The organism is Symbiobacterium sp., assembly GCF_040797425.1.
Classification (GTDB): Bacteria; Bacillota; Sulfobacillia; order Symbiobacteriales; family Symbiobacteriaceae; genus Symbiobacterium.
The window spans coordinates 13,938-37,877 of record NZ_JBFNEH010000001.1; the positions used below are offsets into that span (position 1 = coordinate 13,938).

Here is a 23,940-nt window from a genome sequence, read left to right on the forward strand (position 1 = left end):
CCTACGACACCGCGTTGATCAGGGTCTCGAGCATCTCGTCCATGATATTCAACACTCGCGCCACCGCGGCATAGGCCTTCTGCTCCGCCGTCATCAGGGCCAGTTCCTCGTCGACGGAGACGCCCCACTTGGAGGAGCGCTGCTCCAGGCTCACCTGGATGTGTGCCTCGGCGATCTCGTTGTCCTCAATCGCCGCTTTCCCCCGGGAGCCGATGAGGCCCACGAGGTTGCGGTAGAGCGTCATCGGGCTCGTGCTCTTGTCCGCCACCGGCGGATCGGTGCCGGGGATGGGCTGGAGCCCGTTGGAGAGCTGGTAGATCTTGTCTGCGTTCACGCCGTCCGACTCCAGCACCGGCTTCGCTGAGGCCGCCGCGATCTTGCGCGGCTCCAGTTCCGGATGGACGTAGATCCCGCCGGGCACCTGGTCCTGGATCAGGAAAAAGTCCCCGCCCGGGTTGCCGTCGAGGTCATAGCCCTGCCGGTGCAGATCGTTGACGGCCCGGGCCACGTTCTTGGCCAGCTGGTCGATGGTGGTGATGACGTCCTGCAGGTCTCCGTCGCGCATCTCCAGCAGCGCCGGCAGCACGCCGTCGCCGGAGTAAGTCGGCACGTCCGACCCCTGCCACCGGACCTGCGGGCCGTTTTCTCCCTCCACGACCTCCAGCAGCCTCAGGCTGAGCCCGTCCACCGCCGGGACCGAGCCGATCATCAGCCGCACCGTGCCGTCGTCCAGGTAGACGGGCCGGGCACCGGTGAGGTTGGCCAGCTCATCGAGGACCCTGTCCCGCTGGTCCAACAGGTCGGCGGCCGACTCGGAGGAGCCCACCATGGCCGCAATGCGGCCGTTCAGGTTGTGCAGGTTCTGCAGAAGAGCGTTGATCTCCGTGACGGCCCCGGTGATGCGCTCGTTCACCTGGCCCCGGATCTGGGTCAGCTGCGTCATGGCCTCGTGGATGTGCTGCACGAAGCGCCGCCCGGCCTCGATGGCCTCGATGCGCAGCACCTCGTCGGCCGGGTCCTCCGACACCGCCTTGAACGCGTCGAAGAACTTCTCGATCGCCTTGCCGAGGCCGCCCTCAATGGGGTCGCCGAAGATGTCCTCCACCCGGGCCAGGATGTCGGCCCGGGTCGACGCGCGCCCCGCGCTGGCCTGCGCCCGGCGGTACTGGTCGTCCACGAACAGGTCCCGGTACCGCACCACCTGCGGCAGGCGGCCGAACGGATCCATCCGGTTCTCCAGGGTGCGGCGGGTGTAATTGGGGTCGTTGGCGTTGGCGATGTTCTGCAGGTAGATGTGCGTGGCCCACTGGGAGGTTTGCAGGGCCCGCGTCGCCGTGTAGAAACCAGAACTGATCCCGCGGATCACGGCCGCTCCCCCCTTACGTCTTCTTGTTCAGCATGCGGCCGCCGGCGCGCTTCCGCACGCTGGGCGGATAGCCGACGCTCTGCTGCTCGGGGCCGCCCAGCAGCAGGCGCATGAGGAAGTCCACCCGCTGGCTCTCCGACTCGAGCAGGCTCTGCAGCTTCCTCTTCTCCCGCACGAGCTCATCGTAGAGCGCCCGCATCTCCTCGGGCGAGCCGTCGATCTCGGCGCTCTCCAGGGCCGTCAGCAGCGCCTCCTGCTGCCGCGCCCCCTCGATGAGCCCCTGGTGGTCCCGCCGGATCACCCGCTCCACCTGGAGCCGGGTAAGGTCGATCATCTCCCGGAGCAGGGCCGACGCGCTCATTCGGCGATCACCCCCGCCCTCAGCAGCCGGTCGGCTAGGCGGTGCGGATCCACCTGGTACTCGCCCCGGGCAATCTGCTCCTTCAGCCGCGCCACCAGCTCCGCCCGCACCGCCGGCAGGGCGGAGAGCGCCGGCTGCAAGTCACTCACCCGCACCGTGCGGTCGGAGAGCGAGAGCTGATCGGGCGGCTGGGCACCTGACGATTCGGCGCTGCGCCGCACCCGGTCCCCGGGGCGCGCGAAACCGGGCCTCGGCACACCCGGCAGGCCCGCAATCTCTCGCCCGTCAATCTTCATGTGCGTCCCAACCCCCCCGATCTGATACTTCTTGCATGGCGCTGCGGGCGCCGAAAATTAAGGGAAACCGGGGCCGGTCTGCGCGTCTTAGGGCGCTCTCAGACCCGTTTTCGCTCCGTTGCACCCAAATTCAGCGGGGCGCTCGCCTGCCCCGCAGGTTCAGCATCAGCAACACTTCGCCCCGGGGCAGGCCCAGCGCCCCGGCGATCTCCACCGCGTCCTTGCCCTCGTCAGCCAGGCGCCAGGCCTCCTGCCGCAAGGCTTCGTACCGGTCGGCCGGGGAGGCCGCCTGCTGAAGCGGAACCGCCGCGGCCATCTCTTCCGGCTCCTCCGGCTGGGGCGGTTCTGCGGAGCCAGCTGCCTCTGGCGCGCTGGGGACTGGCCCCTTCCCGTCCGCCGGCGCATGCCGAGCTGTGGCCTCAGGGGATTGACTCACCATCGGCGTCCGGGCATCGCCGGGCGGTCGGAGCTCCGGCTGGGCCAGCCGCTGCAGCGCCTCGTACGCCCGCACGGCCGACTGGGGATGGACCGGCGGCTTCTCCGGCTGGATGCGGGCCCCCGGCTGCACCTGTGCCGGCGGCGGCACCGGGTACCGTGGCTGCTCAGGGGTTCCGGCCTCTGCATCCGTCCCCGACTGCGGGCCTGCCCCGCCCTGGGCGGGAACGGCCGACGACGACTGCGGCCGGGGCCCGGCCTGCAGCTGCCGGGCAGCCCTCTCTTCGAGCGCGGCGGCCATCTGCCGGAGCCGCTCCAACCGCTGGTCCACCTCGTCGAAGACCGCCTCGGCGTTCATGGCCACCTCCGCGGTGAGCCGCTCGAGGCGTGTGAGCTCCGCCATCACGCGCTGCTGACGTCTGTTCACCTGGTAGAACGCGTAGATCAGGGCCCCGATCACCGCCAGACCCAGCAGCAGGTATGCAACAGTTTCCATGCTTCGCCCCCTCATGCGCTCCGAGCGACAAAACGATCCGCCCCGGCCGTTCCAGACGCAGCCGGGCGGGCACAGTGCGAGTCACCGTTCACGACACCAGATCGCGCTTCAGCCGCGACAGCTTCCCCCGCAGCCGCAGGATCGCCTTGCTGTGCACCTGCGAGACCCGCGCCTGCGAGACCCCCAGCACCTCGCTGACCTCCTTCGCGATCAGCCCCTCCTGGTAGATGAGCGAGATCACCAGTTGCTCCTGCTGCGAGAGCGAGGCGATGGCCCGGGCCAGCACCTCCCGCCGCTCGGCCAGTTCGCTCTCCCGCTCCGGGTCGACCGCCTCGTCGTCGGCCACCCGGTCGCCCAGGGCGGACTCGCCGTCATCCAGGGCCACCGACTCGTCCAGCGAGAGCACGGCGAGCGTACCGGCCTCCTGCAGCCGCCGCTCCACCTCTTCCACCGAGGTGCCCATGTGCGCCGCCAGTTCCTCGGCGGTGGGCTCGCGGCCGTAGAGCCCCATCAGTTCGTCGCGCGCCTTCTCCAGCTGCCGCACCCGCCGGCGCAGGGCGGGGGCCCACTGCATCGCCCGGAGCCCCTCCAGACAGGCACCCCGGATCCACGGAATGGCGAAGGTTTCGAACCGTACCCCCCGCTCCGGCTCGTAACGGGCGATGGCCTCGAGCAGCCCGAAACAGCCGTGGCCCTCCACATCGGCCTGGTCCACGTGCTCGGGCAGGCCCACCATCAGCCGTCCCGCCACGTACCGCACCAGCCAGAGGTAACGTTGGGTCAGGGCGTCGCGCGCGGCCGTGTCGTGGAACCGGCGCCAGCGCTGCCACAGTTCCTGGTACTGCACGGTCACGGTGATTCCCCCTCTACAGGCTGCCGCCCCTGCGGGCGAAGAGGCCGGCGAGCCGGCTGAAGAACGAACCCGGCTCCGGCGGCCGCGGGGGCTCCTCGCCCACCAGGCGGCTCACCATGGCCACCACCGCCCGGGAGGCAGGGGCCCCGGGATAGCTCAACACGACAGGCACCTTGCGCCGGACCGCCTGCCACACGTGGGGGTCGCGCGGGATGGTCCCCACGTGGCGCACCTCGGCCCCCAGGAAGTTCCGCGCCGTGGTGACGATGCGGTCGGCCGCCCGCTCCGCGTCTTCCAGCCGCTCCGCCTGGTTGACGGCCAACCGGATCTTCACGCGGGGGTCGCGGGCCACCAGCGCCTTGATGATCGTGTAGGCGTCGGCCATCGCGGTGGGCTCCGGGGTGGTGACCACCAGCACCTGGTCGGCTGCCAGGGCAAACTCCAGCACCGCGTCGCCCAGCCCGGCCCCCGTGTCCAGCACCAGGTAGTCGGCCTCGTCCTGAAGCCGCTCCAGGGCCCGGAGGACGGGCTGCAGCTGACCCGCGCTCAGATTGCCCAGCTCCACCAGGCCGGAACCGCCGGCAATGAGCTTGAGGCCGGTAGCGGTCCGGTGGATCACCTGCGGCAGGTCCACCTCTCCCCGCAGGAAATGCCCCAGGTGGTACGGCGGCACCGTACCCAGCAGGATGTCAGCGTTGGCCAGGCCCAGGTCGACGTCCATGAGCAGCACTTCGCGGCCCGACTGCCTCAGCACCAGGGCAAGGTTCACCGCCAGGTTCGTCTTCCCGACCCCGCCCTTCCCGCTGGTCACCGCGATGACCTGGAAGCGCCGGCCGACCTGACCCGTCACCTGCCTCCGGTAGGCTGCGGCCAGTTCCCGCAGACGGCTGGCTTGGTCGATCATCGCGCTTACGCCCCCATGAAGAGTCTGGAGTAGTCGACGGCGTCGGCAGGCCGCAGATCATCGGGGACGGACTGGCCGTCGGTGATGTACGAGACCGGCAGGTCGCTCCGCAGGCGGATGTTCAGCAGGAGCCCGGGGGCGGAGGTCTCGTCCACCTTGGTGAACAGCAGGCGGTTGACGCCCAGGGGCAGGTAGCGCTCCAGCATGCGGTCGGCGTCGCGCGGGTTGGTGTTCAGCGCGAACACCAGGTGGATCTCGTCGGGCCGGGCTGCCGCCAGCAGCTCCTGCAGCTCGGCCATCCGCTCATCGTCCTTGTGGCTCCGGCCGCCGGTGTCGATGAGCACCAGGTCGGCGCCGGCGGTCTCCTCCAGGGCCTGGGCCACGTCGAGGGGGCGCTCCACCGTGTAGAGGGGGATGGAGAGGATGTCGGCGTAGGTGCGCAACTGGTCCACCGCCGCGATCCGGAAGGTGTCGGCAGTGATCAGCTCCACCTTCAGCCCCCGCTCCAGGGCGAAGTGCGCCGCCAGCTTGGCCAGCGTGGTGGTCTTGCCGACGCCGGTGGGACCGACCAGAGCCACCACACGGCGCTGGCCCGGCCCGGCCTGAATCGGGGCGCCGGGGCCCAGAAGCCGGAAGAGCTCGGCCCGCAGGAGCGCCCGGCCCTTGGTGGCGTGGGCGCCGACCTTGCGGCTGATGGAGAGCGCCAGCCCCTCCTCCACCCCCGCCTCCAGCAGCTGCTCGTACACCTTCCGGGCGTAACCCTTAAGCTCCATCAAAGCGGCCGGGTCCGGCCGGTTCTCCACCAGCCGGGTCACGGCCTGCTTCAGGTCGGCCATCTCGCGCCGCAGGGCCGCAAACTCGGGGGCCAGCGGAACGCCCGCGGCCGCCGGCGCGGCCTGCGCCGCAGGGGCCGGAACCGCCGCGGCGCGGGGGGACGACGCAGCCGGGGAGGCCGCAACAGCCACGGGACGGGCAGGATCGGCCGGTGCGGGTGCAGCCGGCGGACGGGCCGCCGCCGGTTTCGCCGCCCGCGGCGGGGCGGGCCGCTCGTCCGCGGCGACGGTAAGTTCCGTCATCTCCTTGCCAAAGAGGCCGAAAATGCCGCCCACCCGCACCTTGCGGCTGTCGACGATCACCGCGTCGGTGCCCAGCTCGTTCTTGGCCAGGATCAAGGCCTCCGCATAGGTGGGCGCCACGTACTTCTTCACCTGCATCATGCACGTATCACCCCGACCGACTCGATCTCAAGCTTCGGATCCAGCTCCGCGTAGGAGAGCACGATGAGGCGCGGGTACGTGTGCTGTGCGATGCGCCGGATCACCGGGCGCAGGGCAGGCGAGCAGACCAGGACGGGGACATCGCCCCGCTGGGCCATCGCCTGTGCCTCCTTTGCGATGCCGTTGATGACGGCCTGGGCCAGGTCCGGATCCAGGGCGGGCCCGGGGCCCCGCTTCTCGGCGGCGGCCATGAGCCGCTGCTCCACGTCGGGCGCCAGGGTGATGGCCTTGATGACCGGTCCCAGTTCGAAGTGGTGCACAATGACCCGCCCCAGGGCCACCCGCACCTTCTCGGTGAGCTGCTCGGGGTCCTTGGTCACCGGCGCCCAGTCCGCCAGGGCCTCGAAGATCAGCACCAGGTCTCGGATGGGCACGCCCTCGGCCAGCAGGTTCTGCAGGACCTTCTGAATCTCGCCCAGCGAGAGCAGCCGCGGGGTAAGCTCCTCCACCAGGGCCGGGTGGGTCTCCTTCAGGGAGTCCACCATGGTCTTGACCTCCTGGCGGCCCAGCAACTGCGCCGCGTTCTCCTTGATCACCTCGGTGAGGTGAGCCACCAGCACCGAGCCCGGGTCGACCACGGTGTAGCCGATCAGCTCGGCCCGCTGCTTGTCTGCAGGGGAAATCCAGAGCGCCTGGAGGCCGAAGGCCGGCTCCACGGTGGGCTGGCCGGGCACCGTCTCGTCGAGGCCGCCGGGGTCCATCGCCAGGTAGCGGTCGGGCTGCAGCTCGTAGGAGCCCACCTCGATGCCCCGCAGCTTGATGACGTACTGGTACGGCCCCAGGGCCAGGTTGTCCCGCACCCGGATGTAGGGAAGCAGGAGCCCCAGGTTGGCCGCCACCTGCTTGCGCACCGCCACCACCCGGTCCAGCAGGTCGCCGCCGCGGGCCGGGTCGGCCATCGGCACCAGAGCGTAGCCCAGCTCCACCTCCAGCGGGTCCACGGGCGTGAGCTGCACCTTGGTCTCGGGCAGGGCCTCGTTGGTGATGGGCAGGGGCTCGGGCTCGGGCACCTCGGCGGCCGCCCGCGCCGTCTGGTAGCGGAGGCTGAGGGCCGCCGTGCCCAGGATGACCAGGCCGATCAGGAAGAAGGGCACCGTGGGCATGCCCGGGATGAAGCCCAGCAGGATCAGGAGGCCGCCCGCCAGCATCAGCAGCTTGGGGTCGCCGCCCAGCTGGCGGGTGAGCTCGATCCCGAGGCTGGACTCGCCGGCCGCGCGGGTGACCAGGATGCCCGTCGCGGTGGAGACCAGCAGCGCCGGGATCTGGGTCACCAGGCCGTCGCCCACGGTGCGGAGCGAGTAGTGTGACCAGGCCTCGTTGAAACTCATGCCCTGCTGGAGCATGCCGACGATGAAGCCGCCCAGCAGGTTGATGAAAACGATGAGCAGGCCGGCGATGGCGTCGCCCTTGATGAACTTGGTGGCGCCGTCCATCGCACCGTAGAAATCGGCTTCCCGCTCAATCTCCCGCCGGCGGGCCCGGGCCTCCGCCTCGGTGATGAGCCCGGCGTTCAGGTCGGCGTCGATCGACATCTGCTTGCCGGGCATCGCATCGAGGGTGAAGCGGGCAGCCACTTCGGAGACCCGCTCGGCGCCCTTCGTGATGACGACGAACTGAACGATGACGAGGATGAGGAAGACGATGAGTCCGACCACCGTGTTGCCGCCGACGACGAACTCGCCGAAGCGACGGATGACCTCGCCCGCCTCGCCGGTGGTGAGCAGCAGGCGGGTGGTGGAGACGTTGAGCGAGATGCGGAAGAGGGTGGTGATGAGCAGCAGGGTGGGTAACGACGAGAACTGGAGGACCTCGTTGGTGAAGATGGAGACCAGCACGATCACCACGGCGACCGCCACGTTGAACGTGAGCAGGAGGTCGACCAGGAACTCGGGCAAGGGCACGATGAGCAGGGTGACCATGGCCACCATCGCGCCGGCCACGGCGACGTCGGCGAACCGGATCGACGGGGCGCCGCTCTGGTTGGTCACAGCTCTCTCACCTCGGTGTCAGACAGTTATCTCTCCTGGCCGGCCTGGCGGCTCTGCCGCCGCAGGTTATAGACGAAGGCCAGCACCTCGGCCACGGCCTGGTAGTATTCGGGTGGGATCAGCCGGCCGACCTCAACGTCGTAGTAGAGGCCCCGGGCCAGCGCACGGTTCTCCACCATGGGCACGTCGTGTGCCCGGGCGATCTTCTTGATCTCCTGCGCCAGCAGGTCGGCGCCCTTGGCCACCACCCGCGGCGCCGCGTCCTCGGCGGCGTTGTACTTGAGCGCCACGGCGAAGTGGGTCGGGTTGGTGACCACCACGTCGGCGTTGGGCACCTCCTTGAGGGCCCGGCGCCGCATGGCCAGTTCCCGCATGCGCTGCCGCTGTCTCGACTTCAGCTCGGGGGCACCCTCCTGCTCCCGGTACTCCTGCTTGACCTCCTGCTTGGTCATGCGCAGCGACCGGCGGAACTCCCAATACTGGTAGGCGTAGTCGAGGATACCGACCGCCAGGAAGGCGATGCCCACGGCCAGCATCACGTCCAGGAGCATGTCGGCCACGGCCGCCACGCCGGCCGGGACGTTCTGGGCCATCAGGTTCGGAAACTGGGGCACCAGGTCGAGCACCTTCCGGTAGGCGATGTAGCCGATGGCCACGGCCTTGATCAGGCCCTTGAGCACCTCGGTCAGCGTCCGCAGCGAGAAGATGCGGGTGAGACCGGTGATGGGATTCAGCGTCTGGAACCGGGGCACCAGGGCCCGCAGGGTGAAGATGAACTGGGTCTGCAGGGCTCCCACCACCACGCCGATGGCTATGAGCGCCAGCGTGATGGGGAGCACTGTCCTCAGCAGCACCAGGGACCAGTCCAGCAGGAGCGCGCCGGTGCTCTCCGGTGTGAGCTCGGCGGGGCTCAGGTTCTCGAATGCGCCCGTCATGCCGCCGGCCACCTGGGCCACGGCAGAGGCGCCCAGCCCCCGCAGGGCCAGCGTGGCGGCCACGAGCCCGATTCCGGCCACCAGGTCGTGCGACCGGGCGACCCGGCCCTCCTCCCGGGCCTTGGTGAGCCTTCGTGGCGTTGGCTCCTCGGTGCGCTCGGCGAAGAGCTGCAGGTCCATGGCCTATCCCCCCGTCCCCGCCCGCATCAGGTCGAGCACGCGCAGCGTCTCGGTGTAGCCCGCCTCGAACAGGGCGGCCAGCGGCCGGGCGTAAAAGGGCAGCAGGAGCACGAGCAGAAGCAGCCCCACAAACGTCTTGGTGCCCAGGCCGATGGCGAAGATGTTGAGCTGCGCCACCGCCCGGTTGAGCACCGCGAACGCCACCATGGTGAGCAGCATCGCCCCCAGGAAGGGCAGGATCAGCTGGATGGCCAGGGCCAACAGCTGGCCGAAGAGCTTCGCCACGTAGAGCCCGGTGACGGAGGCCTCCACGGGCCCGCCGGGCGGCAGCAGGACGTAGCTCTGTGCCAGCGCCCGGATGAGCCAGTGGTGGCCGTCGATGCCCAGGAAGAACACCAGGGCGGTGGTCTGGAACAGGTTGCCCAGCACCGTGGCCCCCTGGCCGGTGAGCGGGTCGAAGAGGCCGGCGAGGGCGAAGCCCATCTCCATGTCGATTGCGGCCCCGGCGATCTGCATCACGCTCACCACCAGCAGGCAGAGGAAGCCGATGACCAGCCCCACCAGCAGTTCCAGGAGCGCCGTGAGGAGGAGGTGCGCACCCTGGGTGTGCTCCGGGGCCACCTGGATCGCGGGGATCAGAAAGAAGCCGAGTACGAAGGAGAGCGCGACCCGGAGCTGAAACGGCACGAACCGCAGCGAGAAAACGGGTGCGGCGGTGAAAATGCCCATCGCCCGGGAGGCGCCCAGAAGCAGCGCCGTGAGCTGCGCGTAGAGCGTTTCCATGGGCCGTCAGCGCACCATCTCGGGCAGCAATGCGATCATGCGCCGGGCGAAGTCCATCAGCGTTGTCAGCATCCAGGGGCCGAAGAAGATCAGGCCCGCCAGAGCCGCCAGGAGCTTGGGCACGAACTGGAGCGACGCCTCGTTCACCTGCGTGGTCGCCTGGAACAGTGAGACGAGCAGGCCCACCAGCAGACCCAGCCCGATGACAGGCGCCGCCACGTAGAGGGCGGTGCGCACCGCCTCCTGGGCGATGTCAAGGGCAAATTCCGGCGTCAACGGCGCTCGCCCCCTTTATCCGACAAAGCTCTCCACCAGAGACTCCACCACCAGGTGCCATCCGTCGACCAGCACGAAGAGCAGCACCTTGAAGGGCAGCGAGATCAGGGTCGGCGGCACCATCATCATGCCGAGGGACATCATGAGGCTGGCGACGATCAGGTCGATGATGATGAAGGGCACGTAGATGAGGAAGCCCATGGTGAAGGCGGTCTTGAGTTCGCTGAGGGCGAAGGCGGGCACCACGGTGAGGAAGTGGACGTCCTCCGGCCCGTCGGGCGCCTCCTCGCCGCTCACCTCCAGCATCAGCCCCAGGTCTGCCTCCCGCGTCTGCTTCAGCATGAACGCCTTCAGCGGCAGCGCGCCCCGCTCGATGGCCTCCACCTGGTCGATCTCCCCGGCCAGGTACGGCTGGATGGCCGTCCGGTTGATCTCGGTGAAGGTGGGCATCATCACCGCGGCGGTAAGAAACAGCGCCAGCCCGATGAGCACCTGGTTCGGAGGCGTCTGCTGCAGCCCCAGCGCACTGCGGATGAAGCTGAAGACGACGATGATGCGCGTGAAGGAGGTGCACAGGATGATGATGGACGGGGCCAGCGTCAGCACCGTGAGCAGCAGGAGCAGCTGCATCGTCTGCAGCCCCTCCTGGGGCGTTTCCGCCGGCCGCACAAAGTCAAAGCTGGGAATCGCGATCTGCTGGGCGGAGGCCGCCGGCGCCGCCAGGAGCAGCAGCGCCGCCACCGTCAGGGAGAGGCGAAGGACGCGCCTACTCCTCATGGCTTCCTTCCCCCTTGCGCTTCAGGAGGCTGCGCATGCGGTCGAGGTTCGCCCGCACCGCCCCCTCGATGCCCGCCAGGCTCTCGGGCGAGGCTCCCCGCTCCAGTGGCGGCTCCGCCGTCCACTCGGCCACCAGCGCCGGGTCATCGAAGCGCTGGAGCAGCTGAATCGACCCATCGGTTGCGCCCAGGAGCAGGACCTCCTGCCCCACCTGCACCAGGAGCAGGTACCGGTCCCGGCCTACGGCGAGCCCCTCCAGCACCCGCATGCGCCGACCCCGGCTGAACTGGAACTGCCACCGGGCCAGCCAGCGCACGGCCACGAGGGCCAGAACGATCACCAGGATGGCGCCCACGAGCAGGCGGAGCAGCAGCGCCGCGCCCTCGTTCATCGGCCCTGGCTCCCCTCGGGGTTGACCAGTTCGGTGATGCGCACGCCGTAGTTCTCGCCGATCACCACGACCTCGCCGCGCGCCACCAGCTGGCCGTTCACGAGAATATCCACCGCCTCACCGGCGTGCTTGTCCAGCTCCAGCACCGAGCCCGGCCCGAGCTCCAGGATCTCCCTGAGACTCCTGCGGGTCTGGCCGAGCTCGGCCGTGAGCTCCAACTCCACGTCGGCGAGGAGTCCCAGGGGCGACGGGTCGCCGGTCGCCTCCCCGCCGGGGTTGAGCTGGGGGAACGCGGCCGCCTGGGGCTGCCGCTTTTCCTGCCCGGCCGAGGCGAAGAGGGCGGCGATCTCCTCTTGAGTGAGTCCTTGCTTGGCCATCGGTCGCCCCTCCCTCGCTACTGAATGAACATGTCGGTCACGTATACCTTCGTCACATGGCCCGGCAGGGCGTGGCCCAGCGCTTCCTGGACGGTCTGCGCGAGCCGGTCCTTGCCATCGCTGCCGATGAGGTCCTTGGACGTGAGCCCGCGGACCTGGGTGAGCACTGCGTCGCGCACCAGCGGCTCGTTCTCCTCGACAATCGCCTCAGACTCGGTGCTGCGGAGCCCCAGCGCCACGCTGAACTGGATGTACCGGATGCGGTCGGTATCGGCCAGATTGGTCACAAACTCGTTCAGTTCGTAGTACGCGGCCTCGGTGGCCGGCCGCCCCGTCGACACGGTGGCGGTTTCCTCGGCGCCGACGGCCCCGCCCGTCTGCGGCATGAAGAGGAAGACGTAGGCGGCGAGGCCAGCCACGCCAACCGCGAGGATCACCACGGCGGCCACGAGCGCTGTGATCAGCCCTCGGTTCATGAGCTATCCCCTTTTACGCGTAATCAGGAGCTGCCTTCATTACCGCTTGAGGTTGATGATCTCCTGGAGCATGTCGTCTGCGGTGCTCACCAGTCTCGCCGAGGCCTGGTAGCCCCGCTGGGTCAGGATCATCTCGGTGAACTGTTGCGCCAGATCCACGTTGGAGCCCTCGAGGTTGCCCGGCGCCAGGGTGCCGCGCCCGCCCGAGCCCGGGGTGCCAATCTGCGGGATGCCCGAGGCCGGCGACTCGGCGAAGGTGGAATTGCCTTCCTTCATCAGACCGGCGGGGTTGTTGAAGTTCGCCAGCGCAATCTGGGCGATCAGCCGCGAGTCGCCGTTGGTGTAGCGGCCGGTGATCTGGCCCAGCTCGTTCACGTAGACCGCCTCGAGCGTGCCCATCGGCCGGCCGTCCCGGCTGTCGATCTGCACCGTGGACCTGGAGACGCCAGGGCCGGCGCTCGCGTCGTACGCCTGGGTGAGCTGGCTGAAGTCCACCTTGATCCTGAGCGGGGCAGCCGCTCCGGACGGGTCCTCGATGACCAGCTCGGCCAGATACGAGCGGGGCTGGTTCTCGTTGATGATGAGCTTGCCCTCGGTGTCGAACCGGAGGAGCGTGCGGGGGCCGTCGTTCACCGTCTTGGCGGTCGTCCACCGCAGGCCCTGCGACGGGTCTTTCTTGTTCACCGGCTGGCTGTAGTCGTGCTGGTAATCGACGACCCACCCGTTGTCGTTCTTGGTGAACCGGAGGGCGATGTTGATTGGCCGGCCGAGGCTGTCGTAGGCCGTCATGGTGGTGATGTAGGTGTCGCCCACCTCGGCGGCCGCGTCCAGGTTCCCCTTGAAGGTGGCGTTCTGCGTGGCCTGCGGCAGCGAGACGTCGCCGCGGACCAGCTTGATGTCGGTCATGGTCGCCCGGTCCGTGCGGCCGATGTTCCCTTCGGCGTCGGCCATCCAGCCCTGCACCGTCATCCCCAGGGCAGGACAGAACAGGTAGCCCTCGGCGTTCCAGTCGAAGGCGCCGAGCCTGGTGTAGAGGATCTCGCCGTCGGCGCCCTTCACCACGAAGAGGCCGTCGCCCGAGATGGCCAGGTCCAGCGACCGACCTGTCATCTGGAAGGAACCCTGGTCGGTGATCAGGTCGGTGGAACCCACGGCCACGCCCAGGCCGATCTGCTGCGGATTGGTCAGCACCGAGCCCGAAGAGAGGGTCTGGTTGAACACGTCCGTGAAGGTCACGCGGCTGCTCTTGAAGCCCGTCGTGTTGACGTTGGCGATGTTGTTGCCGATCACGTCCATCCGCGTCTGGTGGCTGCGGATTCCGGAAACACCGGCGTAAAGGGAACGCATGCCCTACGACCTCCCCTTGTCACTCGTCGGCCCCGCTGGAGGGTGCCGCGACCTGGATCACCTGATCCAGCTTGATCTCCCGGCCGCCCAGGTTGAGCAGCGGCTCGCCGCTGACCAGGCGCACCGACCGGACCATCGCCTCGCTCAGCGTGCCGTCCTCGGCCTGATACTGGACCGCGGCGCCCACCAGGTTCAGTGCGAAGCTCATCCGGGCCCACCGGGCGTTCTCCGTCATCTGCTCCAGCGCCGTGAACTGCGCCAGCTGGGCGATGAACTCCTTGTCGTCCACCGGGTTCATCGGGTCCTGGTAGCGCAGCTGGGTCACCAGGAGGTTCAAGAAGGCCATCTTGTCCAGTTCGCTGGCCTGCTTGACGCTGGAGGTGGTACTGGTGGTGGCCCCGGTGGAACTCTGCGCGGCGCTGACTCCTTCCACACTCATGGCAAACGCCTCCTATGCCTTCGTGTCCAGTCGCCCGCCACGGGGGCCGGAGGGTCGCACCCGACCGATCGCCGGCGCCGGGGCCACCTCGGGCGACGCCGCCCGGCGGGCCGGCGGCTGCGTCCAACCGGCGGGCCCCTCCCACAGGTCCTGCCGGGGCTGCCGCCCCTGGCCTGTGGCCACCTCAAAGTCGGCGAGCACGTAGCCGGCCTCGGCGAGGCTCTGGCGCAGCTGGTCGCCACGGCTCTCCAGGTCCTGGCGGGCGTCGGCCGTCGCCACCTCCATGGCGGCGTGGACCTCCCGCCCGCTCAGGTGCAGCTGCAGCCGCACCTCGCCCAGGTGCTCCGGGTGCAGCCGCAGGGTGAGGCGGTACTGGCCGTCCGGCAGTTCGGGCACGGCCCGGGTCAGCTCCTCCACCACCTGCTGCACCTGCAGGCTCCGGGCGGTCAGTCGGTCGAGCCCCCGCGGGGCCTCGGCCGTGTCCGGCACTTCGGGCGCCTGGACGGGGGTTGCCTCGGGCGCAGGTCCCGTCACCGGTTCCGGCTGAACACCGCCGTCGTCGGTGACCGCTGCCGTACGCCCTGCGGCGTCGGCCTCCGGCGACTGCCCGGCGTCTTGCTCGGCCGGTGCTTCCGGTTCGGCACTGCGAACAGGTGCCGTGCCGGGCGCTTCAATGCTCGGAGTGACCGGCTCCTCCGCTGTCGCAGCGGGCTCCGGCGCGAGGGAAGGCTCCCCATCCGCCTGCTCGGGCTCGGCCACCGGCGACGGGGCTGGCGCCGATTCCAGCCGCACCGCCGGCATGTCCTGCGGAAGCCGCCCGGCCCCGTCCGCCCCGGCCTCGCCCGGATCACCAGTGGGGGCCGGAGACCCCTCCGGGCCGGCGACCACCAACTCGGTCAGGGCGGGCCCATCCGGCAGGGCGAAGGCGGCAAAGTCCGTCGTCACGGGCGACCCGGCTGCGCCCGGCTGCTGTTCCGGGAAGGAACCGTCCAGGGGCACTCCCTCCGCGGGCCCCTGGCCGGCGGGAGTCGCCCCTCCGGGCACCGCAGCGACCAGCGGCATCAGCCACGGGAACCCGCCTGCCAGGGGCTCAGCGGCACCCACGGCCGGCTCCGCTGCCGGCGCCGCACCCGTGCCCGGACCGGTCGTCGGAGGCGCCAGGGCCGCCAGCAGCGCTGCGAACACGCCGTCTGCCTGGGTCGCCTCATCCTTGCGCCCGCTCCCGCGGCCTGCGCCGGCCCGCTCCAGGGGCGCTCCGCCAGGGATCACAACTGGTGCTGTCACGGCACCCCCTCCTCTGCGTAGGCTTCCAGCAGCGCCGCCGCCCTCCCGGCCTCCATGTGGGCCAGGATCGTCGCTGCCTCGTCGGTAGTCATCAGCCGCAGAATCGCAACCGCCGTCTCATTCTCCATCCCGGCCAGCAGCGGTGCGGCCCTGTAGGGGGGCATCTCGGCGAGCAGCCGGGCCGTGCGCTTCAGGGTGGTTCCCCGCTGCTCCGCCGTTCCCACTTCCTGGAGGCGCTGGCTCACCTCAGCCTCCCGCTCTGTCAGGGCCTCCTCCCGCTCCTCCAGCCGGCTCTGCAGCGCCGCAAGCTCGGCCTGCTGCCGGGCCAGCTCCACCGCCCGCTGCAGCTGCTCCGGGGTGGGCCCGGTCTGTGCCTCCCCGCCGGAGGGCTCTTGCTCTTCCGCCGGCGCCAGGCCGGGGATCAGATCAGGATGGTAGAAGAGGGCTACGGCGAGGCCGCCCGTCAGCAAGGCGAACAGGGTCAGGTAGAACGCGATGGAGGGCGGGCGTCTGGTGCGGTGCCGCACAGGGCTGGACCGCGCACGGGTGGGCCGCGGTCGCACGTGCGGCGTGGGCCGTCGGACCTCACCGGTTTCCTGAGCCGCCTCGACCTCCTGGTGGCGGCGCCTGACGAAGGGCCAGCGCCGCCGCTTCGGCTTCGGCCCGGGCTGCTGTTCCGCCGCCTCAGCGGGCACCTCCGCCGCGCGCCGGCGCCTGCCGAAGAGCCGCCGTCGCTTCTTGGGCGGAGCGGCTTCCGCTTCGGGCTTCGCCTCCGGCTGTACGGCCGGTTGCGGTGCCGCAGCACTCATCGCCAGCCACCTCCTTCACGCACCACGGTCAGCGCCATCTCATCCATCGCAGCCTGCTCGGCTGCCTCAACCGCCTGTCGGAACTCCTCGGCCTTGCGCTCCCGGAGGCGCTCCAACACCTTCTGGCGCCGTTCGGCCTCCGTGAGCTCCCGGCGCCGGCGGTCTTCCTCCTGCAGGGCCGCCGCCAGCCGCTCGGCCGCCAGCCGCTCCTGCGCCACCAGGGCCTCGTGCATCTCCGCAAGCTGGACCCACTCATTCACCGTCATGCGCCGCTGGCGCCGGGCGAGGAGCCGCTCGGCCGACGCCGCCCGCCGGTTCGACGCCACCTGCAGGTGGTGCGCGGCCACCTGCGCCGCCGCCCGGGCCCGGGCCAGGTTCTGGCGGGCGAGCTTCGTCTCCTGCTGCCGGATCTCCAGCAGCCGTTCCAGTCGAAAGCGGAAGCGCTTCATGGGTTATGCGCCCTCCCCGCAGAGCGCCGCCAGCCCTTGCAGCGCCTCCTCCATGGTGCTGGGTTCGTCGAAGGGCTGAATCAGGAAGCGCTTGATGCGGTCCATCTTGGCCAGCGCCTCGTCCACCAGGGCGTTGGTGCCCTTCTGGTAGGCGCCGATTTGAATCAGGTCCTCCGCCTCCCGGTAGGCGGCCAGCAACGCCCTGAGCCGCTGCGCCTGGGCCCGGTGCTCGGGGGTCGTCACGTCGGGCATCACGCGGCTCACGGACTGCAGCGGGTCGATCGCCGGGTAGTGGCCGGCGTTGGCCAGCTTTCGGGAGAGCACCACGTGGCCGTCCAGGATGGAGCGGACCGCATCGGCGATCGGCTCGTTCATGTCGTCGCCGTCCACCAGCACGGTGTAGACGCCGGTCACGCTCCCCTTCGGCCCGGTGCCCGAGCGCTCCAGCACCCGGGGCAGCATGGTGAAGACCGACGGGGTGTAGCCCCGGGTCGCCGGCGGCTCACCCACCGCCAGGCCGACCTCCCGCTGCGCCTGCGCCAGGCGCGTGACCGAGTCCATCATCAGGAGCACGTCGAGCCCTTCGGCATCGCGGAACCACTCGGCGATGGTGGTAGCCGTGAGGGCCGCCCGGATGCGGACCAGGGAGGGCTGCTCCGAGGTGGCCACCACCACGACGGAGCGCCTGAGCCCCTCTTCGCCGAGGTCCTTCTCGATGAACTCCCGCACCTCGCGGCCCCGCTCGCCCACCAGGGCGATCACGTTGCAGTCGGCCGACGTGGCCCGGGCCACCATGCCGAGCAGGGTCGACTTGCCCACGCCCGAGCCGGCGAAGATGCCGATGCGCTGGCCCATGCCCACTGTCGTGAGGGCGTCCAGGGCCCGCACACCGAGGGAGAGCGCTCTGTGGATCCGCTGGCGGGCCAGGGGATCCGGCGCGGGTCCTACCACCGGCCGCCTGCCGCAGTGCTCCAGCGGCCCCTTGTCGTCGATGGGGTTGCCCAGGCCGTCGATTACCCGGCCCAGGAGCCCTCGACCCACCGGCGCCATGAGCGGACCGCCGGTGGCCACCACCTCCCAGCCGGGCCGGAGGCCCTCGGTCTCGCCCAGGGGCATCAGCAGGAGCCGGCCCTCCCGGAAGCCCACCACCTCGGCCGGAACCGCCCGGCCGTCTCCCCGCAGCCAGCAGAGTTCATTCATCTTGGCCTTGGGGCCGGTGGACTCGATGATCAGCCCGGCCGCTCCGATGACCCGGCCGACCACCCTGAGCAGTTGCACCTGCGCCACCGCCTGCTTGAGCTCAGCCCACGGCATGGTGGCGGTCATCGCTCATTTCCCCCCAGGGCCGCCCGCATCGCGGCCTCCAGGCGCTCGGTCTGGTGCTCCAGGGTGCCGTCCACCTGCCCGACCGGTGACTGCACCAGGTAGCTGCCCCGCTGCAGCCCGGGGTCGGGCGTGAGCGTAAGGGCGCCTGCGCCCAGTTCCCGCTCCAGAGCGGAACGCTGGGCCTCGAGCAGCGGCAGGTCCTCGGGGTTCACCCGCACGGTGGCGGGCGAGTCCTTCACCAGGCGCAGCCCGGCCGCCACCATCTGGACCACGGCCTGAGGCTGGATGGCCAGGTGGCCCTGCACAAGGCGGGTAGCAGCGGCCACCGCCAGCTCCACCAGGGCCTCCTGCGACTGCTCCAGCCGCCGGGCCACCTCCTCCTCGGCCTGCTTCCGGGCCTCGGCCAGGATGCGCTGAGCCTCGGCGCGGGCGTCGGCCAGGGCGGCCTGTGCCTCCTTCTCGGCCTCCAGGCGCATCACCGACGCATCCTTCTCCGCCGCCTGCCGGATGGCGTCGGCCTGCAGCCTGGCGTTCTCCAGGGCCAGTTCGGCTTCGCGGCGGAGGGCCTCCGCCTCCACCTTCGCGGCCTCCAGACCTTCTTTCCGGCCCTGCTCGAAGCCCTCCTTCCGGGCCTCCACCTGCGCCCGCTCGGCCTCCTCGGCCGCCTCCTGGAGGATGCGGGCCGCCTCCAGCCGCACCTGGTCCAGATCGACCTTTGGCTGCGGCGGCTGCGCAGTCTCAGAAACCGCGGGTGACGGGGGCGCCGCGGGGGCTGGAGGTGAAGCCGGAGCCTGCGGCGGTGCCGCAGGGGTGGGCGGCACCGCAGCGGCGGGCTGGACCGGTTCGGGCTGGGTGCGGCGCGGCGGCGGGGTGGGCTTCAGTTTGGGCCACGCCGGGGGCTTCACCTCAACCCCGGGCGGGAGCTTGTTCGGTTTAAATGTACTCATCAGCGCCACCACCCCGGGCGATCTGGATCTCGCCGGCCTCCTCAAGCCGCCGGATCAAGGCCACGATGCGGGCCTGGGCCTCTTCCACGTCCCGGATGCGCACCGGGCCCAGGTACTCCACCGCTTCTCTCAGGGCCTCGCCGGTCCGCTTCGAGACGTTGTTCATGATCTTGCGCCAGACCTCTTCCTTGGCCGCCTTGAGGGCCAGCGGCAGGTCCTTGTTCATGTCGACCTCGCGCAGCACCCGCTGCACGGTACGGTCGTCCAGGTTGACGATGTCGTCGAAGAGGAACATCCGCTGGGAGATCTCGCTGGCCAGCTCCGGGTCGTCGGCCGAGAGCAGGCCCATGATGGACTTCTCGGTGGCCCGGTCCACCCGGTTGAGCACATCCACCGCCCAGTTGATGCCGCCCGCGGCGGTGGACTCCTGGGAGACCATGGCCGACGCCTTGCGCTCCAGAACCCGCTCGACCTCCCGCAGCATCTCGGGCGATGTGCGGTCGATGGTCGCCACCCGCCGGATGATGTCGGCCTGCCGCTCCGGCGGGAGGCCCAGCAACACCTGGGCCGCCTGGTCGGGGTCCAGGTGCGCCATGATCACCGCCACCGTCTGCGGGTGCTCGTTCTGCAGGAGCGAGGCCAGGTGGATGGGGTCGGTGTGGCGCACGGCGTCGAAGGGCCGCCGTCTCAGGTGCGAGGTGAGGCGTGTGAGAATGTCCCGTGCCTTCTCGGGCCCCAGCGCTTTTTCGAGCATGTCACGGGCATAATCGATGCCGCCCGTGCGAATATGTTTATCGGCCGTCGCGATGGCGATAAACTCGTTGAAAACCTCGTCGCGCACCTCGGGGGTCACCTTGCGGGACTGGGCGATCTCCACGGTGAGCATCTCGATCTCCTCGTCCCGCAGGTACTTCAGGATCTTGGCCGAGCGCTCGACGCCAATGTTGATGCAGAAGATCGCCGCCTTCTGGCGGCTGGTCAGCCGCTGATCCCGGTCAGGCAAGGGCTACACACCTCCCTTCAGCCACTGGCGGATCACCTCGGCGCAGGCCTCCGGGGCCTGCTCGATCAGGACGTCGATGTCGGCCAGAATGTCGTCTTCCATGAAATCCTCGGGACTGATGGGCTCTCTGGATGGGCGCCGCCTCCGCATGACCTCCTCGAACCTCTCGGCTGCCGTCGGCTCCGCAGGGGCGGGGGCAGCGGCCGCGGCCTGGGTTGCGGCCTCGGCGGCCGGCTGCCGCACGGGAGCCTGCGGTGCAGGGGCCTGCGGCGGCGGAGCCTCCTGCGCAGCCGCGACCTGTTCGACGGGCCGCCGCGGCTCGAGCCCCAGGGCCACATCCAGGGTGGTGCCGACCGCTGCTTCAGGGGACGGCAGGCCGGGCAGGGCGTACTCCTGCTCCGCGCGCCGTCTGCGGGTGAGCAGGGCGGCAAGGATCAGCAGGAATGAGGCGATGCCCAGCGCCAGGGCCAGTGTTTGCGCGTCGATGAGCCGCGCGGGCTCCGCCTGCACCGGCGAAGCCACCGTCACATCGGAAGTTGGACTAAATGACATGGCCACCACGCTCACATCCGCCAGCTGGGCGCCCGTGGCGGCTGCCGCGAGCTGCCGAATCTGGTCAATCTGCGCCTGCGACAGGGTGTCGCGGTTGACGGTGATCGCGACGCTCACCCGCTTGATGGCCCCGGCCGGCGAGACCGTCACCTGGTTCTTCTCACCCACGTCGTACTTGGTCTCGCTCCGGCTGGAGTAGGACTCGCCGGACTCGGTGGTGGAAGCGGGCTCCTGGTAGATGGGCACGCTGGGAGCGGTGCTTCCCGCCGTGGTCGTGCCGGCCGCCGTACCCGCCGCGGCCGCGGGCTCGACGCTGGTGCCGCTGGTCTGGGAACCCGACCGCTCGGTCACCGTGGAGACCGGCACCCCTTGCCCGACGATGCGCTCCTCGGTGCGGGTGGTCTGATGCTCCAGTTCAACCGTTACCGAGGCGGCCACGTTGCCGGCGCCGAAGACCGGCTCCAGCACGCCCATCAACTTGGCCGTCAGCTCCTCTTCCCGCTGCCGCTGCTTGGCCAGCGCCTCGGGACTGAGGGTGGCGTCGTTGTCGTCCGCCGGGCGCAGTTCCCGGCCGGTGCTGTCGATCACCGTCACCCGGTCCGGTGAAAGCCCCTCGACCGAACTTGATACGAAATTCACGATTGCTTTGACGTTGTCGGGGTCAAGGGTACGGCCGGACTTGAGTTGCACCAGCACCGCGGCCGAGGGCTCCGCCTGGTCGCGAATGAAGACCGATTTTTCCGGGATGTTCAGATTCACTTTGGCATACTCGACATCCGCAATTCGCATGAGGGAGCGCGACAGTTCGCCTTCGATCGCCCGTTTGTAGTTGACCTGGCGGTCGAACTCGGTGGCCCCGAACTGCGGCTCGGCGAAAATCTCCAGTCCCACATGGCCAGTTGAGGGCAGGCCCGCCTGCGCCTTGGCCAGGTTGGCGGCACTGCGGTCCTGGGCGGGCACCATGATGGTCAGCCCGTCGCCGGTCACCCGGTACTGGACGTGCAACTCGTCCAGATGCTCCACCAGCGTGCTGACCTCCGTCGGGTCAGTGGCCCGGTAGAACACCTCCCAGTGCGGCCGCCGCAGGAACCACGTGACAGCCAGCGAGACGACCAGGGCCACGAGCAGGCCGATGGTGAGCCACCGCGCGGTGCGGCTCATGCCGCTCCAGGTACCCTTGAACCGCCTGACAAGATCGGAGCCCGCGCTAGACAAGTGGTTTCCCCCCGGTGAGGTTGGTGCTTGGCACTACGCTTGCTCTACACAGTCGTGCGCATGATCTCCTGATAAGCCTCGATGACCTTGTTCCGTACCTGGATGGCCAGGTTCAGGGTCAGGCTCGCCCGTTCGGAGGCGATCATGACCTGAGCGATGTCTTCCACCTCACCTGCGGCCAGCTTCAGCGCCATCTCGTTGGCGTTCCGCTGCTCCTGCTCCACCTGCCGGATGGCGGCGGCCAGGACGTCGCCAAAGGAGGTCTCCGCACGCTCTTCGTTACGGGTTTCTCGCACTGCCGTTGGCTCCAGCGAGAGCACGGCGTTCAGGCGCTGGATGTCCATCTCGGTTCCCCTCTCTCAGGTGGCTACCGGCCAATCTCCAGGGCCCGCATGGCCATGGACTTGGCTGCGTTCAGGGCCGTAAGGTTTGCTTCGTACATGCGCTGCGCAAGCATGAGGTCCGTGATCTCCTGCAGGAGATCCACGTTGGGAAGCCGCACGATCCCCGTTACCGGGTCGGCATCCGGATGCGTGGGGTCGAGGACCTCCTTGAAGGGGCTGGGGTCTTCCACGATCTCCCTCACCCGCACCCCGAGCCCCGGCTCGGCCGGACGGCCCGCCTCCCGGGCCAGGGCCTCGGCGAAGGTATTGGTCGTGTTGGGCCGCTCCTCCACCACCACGACGCGCCGGCGGTAGGGCCCGCCCTCGGCGGTGCGGGTGGTGCGGTAGTTGGCCAGGTTGTTCGCGATCACGTCCATGCGCAGGCGCTCGGCGGTGAGGGCCGAGGCGCTGGCCTCAAGAGCCTGGAACATCCGCATTCAGCTAGCCCCTCCCGTCTGTGATCACCAGGCGCAGCCGGTTGAAGTGGTCGGAGATCTGGCGCGTCAGGGCGCTGTACCAGATCTGATTGGCAGCCATCTTCACCGACTCCGCCTCGACGTCGACGTTGTTCCCGTCGCTGCGCCCGATGGAGTCCGTCTCCTGCACCACCACCGGCCGCACCTGATCGGGGCTCTGGCCGGCGGCGAGGGCGCGGGCCAGTTCGGTTTCGAAGTCCACCCGCGACCGCTTGAAGCCGGGGGTCATGGCGTTGGCCAGGTTGTGGGCCAGCACCTGCTGGCGCAGCGAGGCCGCGTTCAGCGCCTGCTCCACGACCCGGGCCGCAAGGTCACGCCCGATCATCTGCCATCATCCTCCTCGCCCCGCACTACACCTTTCCGATTTCGGTGACCGCCCGCTCCAGCGTCTCATCCTGAGCCCGCAGGGCCCTCTGGTTGACCTGGTAAGCCCGCAGGGTCACGATGAGGTCCGACATCTCCTTGGCCAGGTCCACGTTGGAGGCCTCCAGGTGCCGGGCATGCAGCCGGGTCTCGGCTGTGGCACCGTCCAGCGCCAGCCGCCCGACCGGCTGATCGCCCACCAGCACGGTGCCGTCCGCGGCGAAAGCGGGCTCCCCATCCGGCACCACCAGCGGTGCGCGACCACCTTCGGCGTCTTCCACCAGGAGCGGGTATCCCTCCACGGTGGTGATGGTGCCGTCCGCCATCCGCTGGAAGGCGCCGTTGCGGGTCCGATAGAGGCTGCCGTCAAGCCGCAGCGCCAGGAAGTAACCGGGGCCCTCGATGGCCAGGTCCAGGGGCCGACCCGTCTCGTAGATGTCGCCCTGCCGCTCGTCGACCACCACCTGGTCGACCCGGGCGCCGTTCCCCAGTATGCCGACGGGCTGGGGGCCGGCGTCGGTGGGATCCTCCATCCGGTGCAGGAGCATCTGGTCGAACTCGACGGACGTGGCGCTGGCCCGCTTGAAGCCTGTGGTGTTCATGTTTGCGATGTTGTCGGCCAGCACGTCCGTACGGAGTTGCTCCACCGCCATACCGGACCTGGAGGCTTCGATGCCCCGTATCATCCTGCCATCCCTCCCGTAGGGCTCTGTCCACCGGGCGCCTCCGCAACTTTCGGCAGGACCTCCCGGAGAGCCAGGTAGATCTTGATCTGACCGATCTCGGTGATGATCGGCACTGTGAGCATGTTGATCACCGTGGGCGCAAACCGCACGCCGGTTCCCCGCACGATGCGGGGCGGCGAGATGCGGCTGGGCCAGCCTGCGGATTCCAGCATGCCGGAGGCGTAACCGGTGATGAGGTTCGCCAGTTCGCCCAGAGCCGACTCGGCCATGGGGTCGGTGATCGGGTAGTCGGAACCGGTCATGGATCGGATGATGCCTTTCGCCATGGCGAGCTCCATGCCGTAGACCACGATGCCCTGGACCGAACCCATCACGCCGATCACCACGTTGACTGCGTGCAGAGTGACGATCGCCTTGCGCATCTGGGGCTTGTCGGCCACGACGCTCTTCATCCCGGCCTCCGACGCCAGAACCTTCAAGCCCGCATACA

The 23,940-nt window shown here is 69.6% G+C and carries 29 protein-coding genes; all 29 read right to left on the bottom strand.

Annotated elements, in window-relative coordinates; genetic code table 11:
- Position 1 precedes the first annotated feature (1 nt).
- A complete protein-coding gene (gene flgK, locus AB2385_RS00090) occupies positions 2–1,366 on the bottom strand; it encodes a flagellar hook-associated protein FlgK (protein ID WP_367652861.1) in 1,365 nt (454 codons plus the stop codon).
- A 13-nt stretch (positions 1,367–1,379) separates the two neighbouring features.
- Positions 1,380–1,727: a hypothetical protein gene (locus AB2385_RS00095; RefSeq protein ID WP_367652862.1), complete on the bottom strand. Its 348-nt coding sequence runs from the start codon at positions 1,725–1,727 to the stop codon at positions 1,380–1,382.
- Positions 1,724–2,023, bottom strand: coding sequence for a flagellar biosynthesis anti-sigma factor FlgM (gene flgM, locus AB2385_RS00100; RefSeq protein ID WP_367652863.1), 300 nt, complete (start codon positions 2,021–2,023; stop codon positions 1,724–1,726). The genes AB2385_RS00095 and flgM overlap by 4 nt, the downstream gene beginning before the upstream one ends.
- Before the next feature lie 130 nt (positions 2,024–2,153).
- Positions 2,154–2,954, bottom strand: a complete 801-nt coding sequence (locus AB2385_RS00105) for a hypothetical protein (protein WP_367652864.1) — start codon at positions 2,952–2,954, stop codon at positions 2,154–2,156.
- Between the two features lie 88 nt (positions 2,955–3,042).
- Positions 3,043–3,807 carry a FliA/WhiG family RNA polymerase sigma factor gene (locus AB2385_RS00110; RefSeq protein WP_367652865.1) on the bottom strand — a complete coding sequence of 255 codons (765 nt, stop codon included), beginning with the start codon at positions 3,805–3,807 and terminating at the stop codon, positions 3,043–3,045.
- Between the two features lie 13 nt (positions 3,808–3,820).
- Entirely contained in the window at positions 3,821–4,711 is an 891-nt protein-coding gene (locus AB2385_RS00115) for a MinD/ParA family protein (protein WP_367652866.1), read from the bottom strand.
- Between the two features lie 5 nt (positions 4,712–4,716).
- Complete coding sequence (gene flhF / locus AB2385_RS00120; protein ID WP_367652867.1) at positions 4,717–5,928, bottom strand: flagellar biosynthesis protein FlhF; 1,212 nt, start codon at positions 5,926–5,928, stop codon at positions 4,717–4,719.
- Positions 5,925–7,976: a flagellar biosynthesis protein FlhA gene (flhA, locus tag AB2385_RS00125; protein ID WP_367652868.1), complete on the bottom strand. Its 2,052-nt coding sequence runs from the start codon at positions 7,974–7,976 to the stop codon at positions 5,925–5,927. Before flhA ends, flhF begins: the two co-directional genes overlap by 4 nt.
- Positions 7,977–8,002: 26 nt before the next feature.
- A complete protein-coding gene (flhB, locus tag AB2385_RS00130) occupies positions 8,003–9,091 on the bottom strand; it encodes a flagellar biosynthesis protein FlhB (RefSeq protein WP_367652869.1) in 1,089 nt (362 codons plus the stop codon).
- A 3-nt stretch (positions 9,092–9,094) separates the two neighbouring features.
- Positions 9,095–9,874 carry a flagellar biosynthetic protein FliR gene (locus tag AB2385_RS00135; protein WP_367652870.1) on the bottom strand — a complete coding sequence of 260 codons (780 nt, stop codon included), beginning with the start codon at positions 9,872–9,874 and terminating at the stop codon, positions 9,095–9,097.
- Positions 9,875–9,880: 6 nt separating this feature from the next.
- Positions 9,881–10,150 carry a flagellar biosynthesis protein FliQ gene (gene fliQ, locus AB2385_RS00140; protein WP_367652871.1) on the bottom strand — a complete coding sequence of 90 codons (270 nt, stop codon included), beginning with the start codon at positions 10,148–10,150 and terminating at the stop codon, positions 9,881–9,883.
- A 15-nt stretch (positions 10,151–10,165) separates the two neighbouring features.
- The gene (fliP, locus tag AB2385_RS00145) at positions 10,166–10,927 is read right to left on the bottom strand and encodes a flagellar type III secretion system pore protein FliP (RefSeq protein ID WP_367652872.1); all 762 of its coding nucleotides are present in this window, start codon (positions 10,925–10,927) and stop codon (positions 10,166–10,168) included.
- Positions 10,917–11,318 carry a flagellar biosynthetic protein FliO gene (fliO, locus tag AB2385_RS00150; protein ID WP_367652873.1) on the bottom strand — a complete coding sequence of 134 codons (402 nt, stop codon included), beginning with the start codon at positions 11,316–11,318 and terminating at the stop codon, positions 10,917–10,919. The genes fliP and fliO overlap by 11 nt, the downstream gene beginning before the upstream one ends.
- Positions 11,315–11,695 (bottom strand): flagellar motor switch protein FliN, encoded by a 381-nt coding sequence (fliN, locus tag AB2385_RS00155; protein ID WP_367652874.1) that lies wholly within the window; start codon positions 11,693–11,695, stop codon positions 11,315–11,317. The genes fliO and fliN overlap by 4 nt, the downstream gene beginning before the upstream one ends.
- A gap of 17 nt (positions 11,696–11,712) precedes the next feature.
- Complete coding sequence (gene fliL / locus AB2385_RS00160; protein ID WP_367652875.1) at positions 11,713–12,171, bottom strand: flagellar basal body-associated protein FliL; 459 nt, start codon at positions 12,169–12,171, stop codon at positions 11,713–11,715.
- A 39-nt stretch (positions 12,172–12,210) separates the two neighbouring features.
- The gene (locus AB2385_RS00165; RefSeq protein WP_367652876.1) at positions 12,211–13,518 is read right to left on the bottom strand and encodes a flagellar hook protein FlgE; all 1,308 of its coding nucleotides are present in this window, start codon (positions 13,516–13,518) and stop codon (positions 12,211–12,213) included.
- 19 nt (positions 13,519–13,537) lie between these two features.
- Complete coding sequence (locus AB2385_RS00170; RefSeq protein ID WP_367652877.1) at positions 13,538–13,957, bottom strand: flagellar hook capping FlgD N-terminal domain-containing protein; 420 nt, start codon at positions 13,955–13,957, stop codon at positions 13,538–13,540.
- Between the two features lie 12 nt (positions 13,958–13,969).
- Entirely contained in the window at positions 13,970–15,241 is a 1,272-nt protein-coding gene (locus tag AB2385_RS00175; protein WP_367652878.1) for a flagellar hook-length control protein FliK, read from the bottom strand.
- The gene (locus tag AB2385_RS00180) at positions 15,238–16,050 is read right to left on the bottom strand and encodes a MotE family protein (protein WP_367652879.1); all 813 of its coding nucleotides are present in this window, start codon (positions 16,048–16,050) and stop codon (positions 15,238–15,240) included. The genes AB2385_RS00175 and AB2385_RS00180 overlap by 4 nt, the downstream gene beginning before the upstream one ends.
- The gene (gene fliJ, locus AB2385_RS00185; RefSeq protein ID WP_367652880.1) at positions 16,047–16,499 is read right to left on the bottom strand and encodes a flagellar export protein FliJ; all 453 of its coding nucleotides are present in this window, start codon (positions 16,497–16,499) and stop codon (positions 16,047–16,049) included. Before fliJ ends, AB2385_RS00180 begins: the two co-directional genes overlap by 4 nt.
- Before the next feature lie 3 nt (positions 16,500–16,502).
- Positions 16,503–17,825, bottom strand: coding sequence for a FliI/YscN family ATPase (locus AB2385_RS00190; RefSeq protein ID WP_367652881.1), 1,323 nt, complete (start codon positions 17,823–17,825; stop codon positions 16,503–16,505).
- On the bottom strand, positions 17,822–18,772 hold the full coding sequence (locus AB2385_RS00195) for a FliH/SctL family protein (protein WP_367652882.1): 951 nt from the start codon (positions 18,770–18,772) through the stop codon (positions 17,822–17,824). Before AB2385_RS00195 ends, AB2385_RS00190 begins: the two co-directional genes overlap by 4 nt.
- Complete coding sequence (fliG, locus tag AB2385_RS00200) at positions 18,759–19,775, bottom strand: flagellar motor switch protein FliG (protein WP_367652883.1); 1,017 nt, start codon at positions 19,773–19,775, stop codon at positions 18,759–18,761. Before fliG ends, AB2385_RS00195 begins: the two co-directional genes overlap by 14 nt.
- A gap of 3 nt (positions 19,776–19,778) precedes the next feature.
- Positions 19,779–21,542: a flagellar basal-body MS-ring/collar protein FliF gene (gene fliF / locus AB2385_RS00205; protein ID WP_367652884.1), complete on the bottom strand. Its 1,764-nt coding sequence runs from the start codon at positions 21,540–21,542 to the stop codon at positions 19,779–19,781.
- 44 nt (positions 21,543–21,586) lie between these two features.
- On the bottom strand, positions 21,587–21,886 hold the full coding sequence (gene fliE, locus AB2385_RS00210) for a flagellar hook-basal body complex protein FliE (RefSeq protein WP_367652885.1): 300 nt from the start codon (positions 21,884–21,886) through the stop codon (positions 21,587–21,589).
- A gap of 23 nt (positions 21,887–21,909) precedes the next feature.
- Complete coding sequence (gene flgC, locus AB2385_RS00215; protein WP_367652886.1) at positions 21,910–22,362, bottom strand: flagellar basal body rod protein FlgC; 453 nt, start codon at positions 22,360–22,362, stop codon at positions 21,910–21,912.
- Between the two features lie 4 nt (positions 22,363–22,366).
- The gene (locus tag AB2385_RS00220; RefSeq protein WP_367652887.1) at positions 22,367–22,726 is read right to left on the bottom strand and encodes a flagellar basal body rod protein FlgB; all 360 of its coding nucleotides are present in this window, start codon (positions 22,724–22,726) and stop codon (positions 22,367–22,369) included.
- A 25-nt stretch (positions 22,727–22,751) separates the two neighbouring features.
- Positions 22,752–23,450: a flagellar hook-basal body protein gene (locus AB2385_RS00225; RefSeq protein ID WP_367652888.1), complete on the bottom strand. Its 699-nt coding sequence runs from the start codon at positions 23,448–23,450 to the stop codon at positions 22,752–22,754.
- A complete protein-coding gene (locus tag AB2385_RS00230) occupies positions 23,447–23,902 on the bottom strand; it encodes a chemotaxis protein CheX (RefSeq protein ID WP_367652889.1) in 456 nt (151 codons plus the stop codon). The genes AB2385_RS00225 and AB2385_RS00230 overlap by 4 nt, the downstream gene beginning before the upstream one ends.
- Positions 23,903–23,940 lie beyond the last annotated feature (38 nt).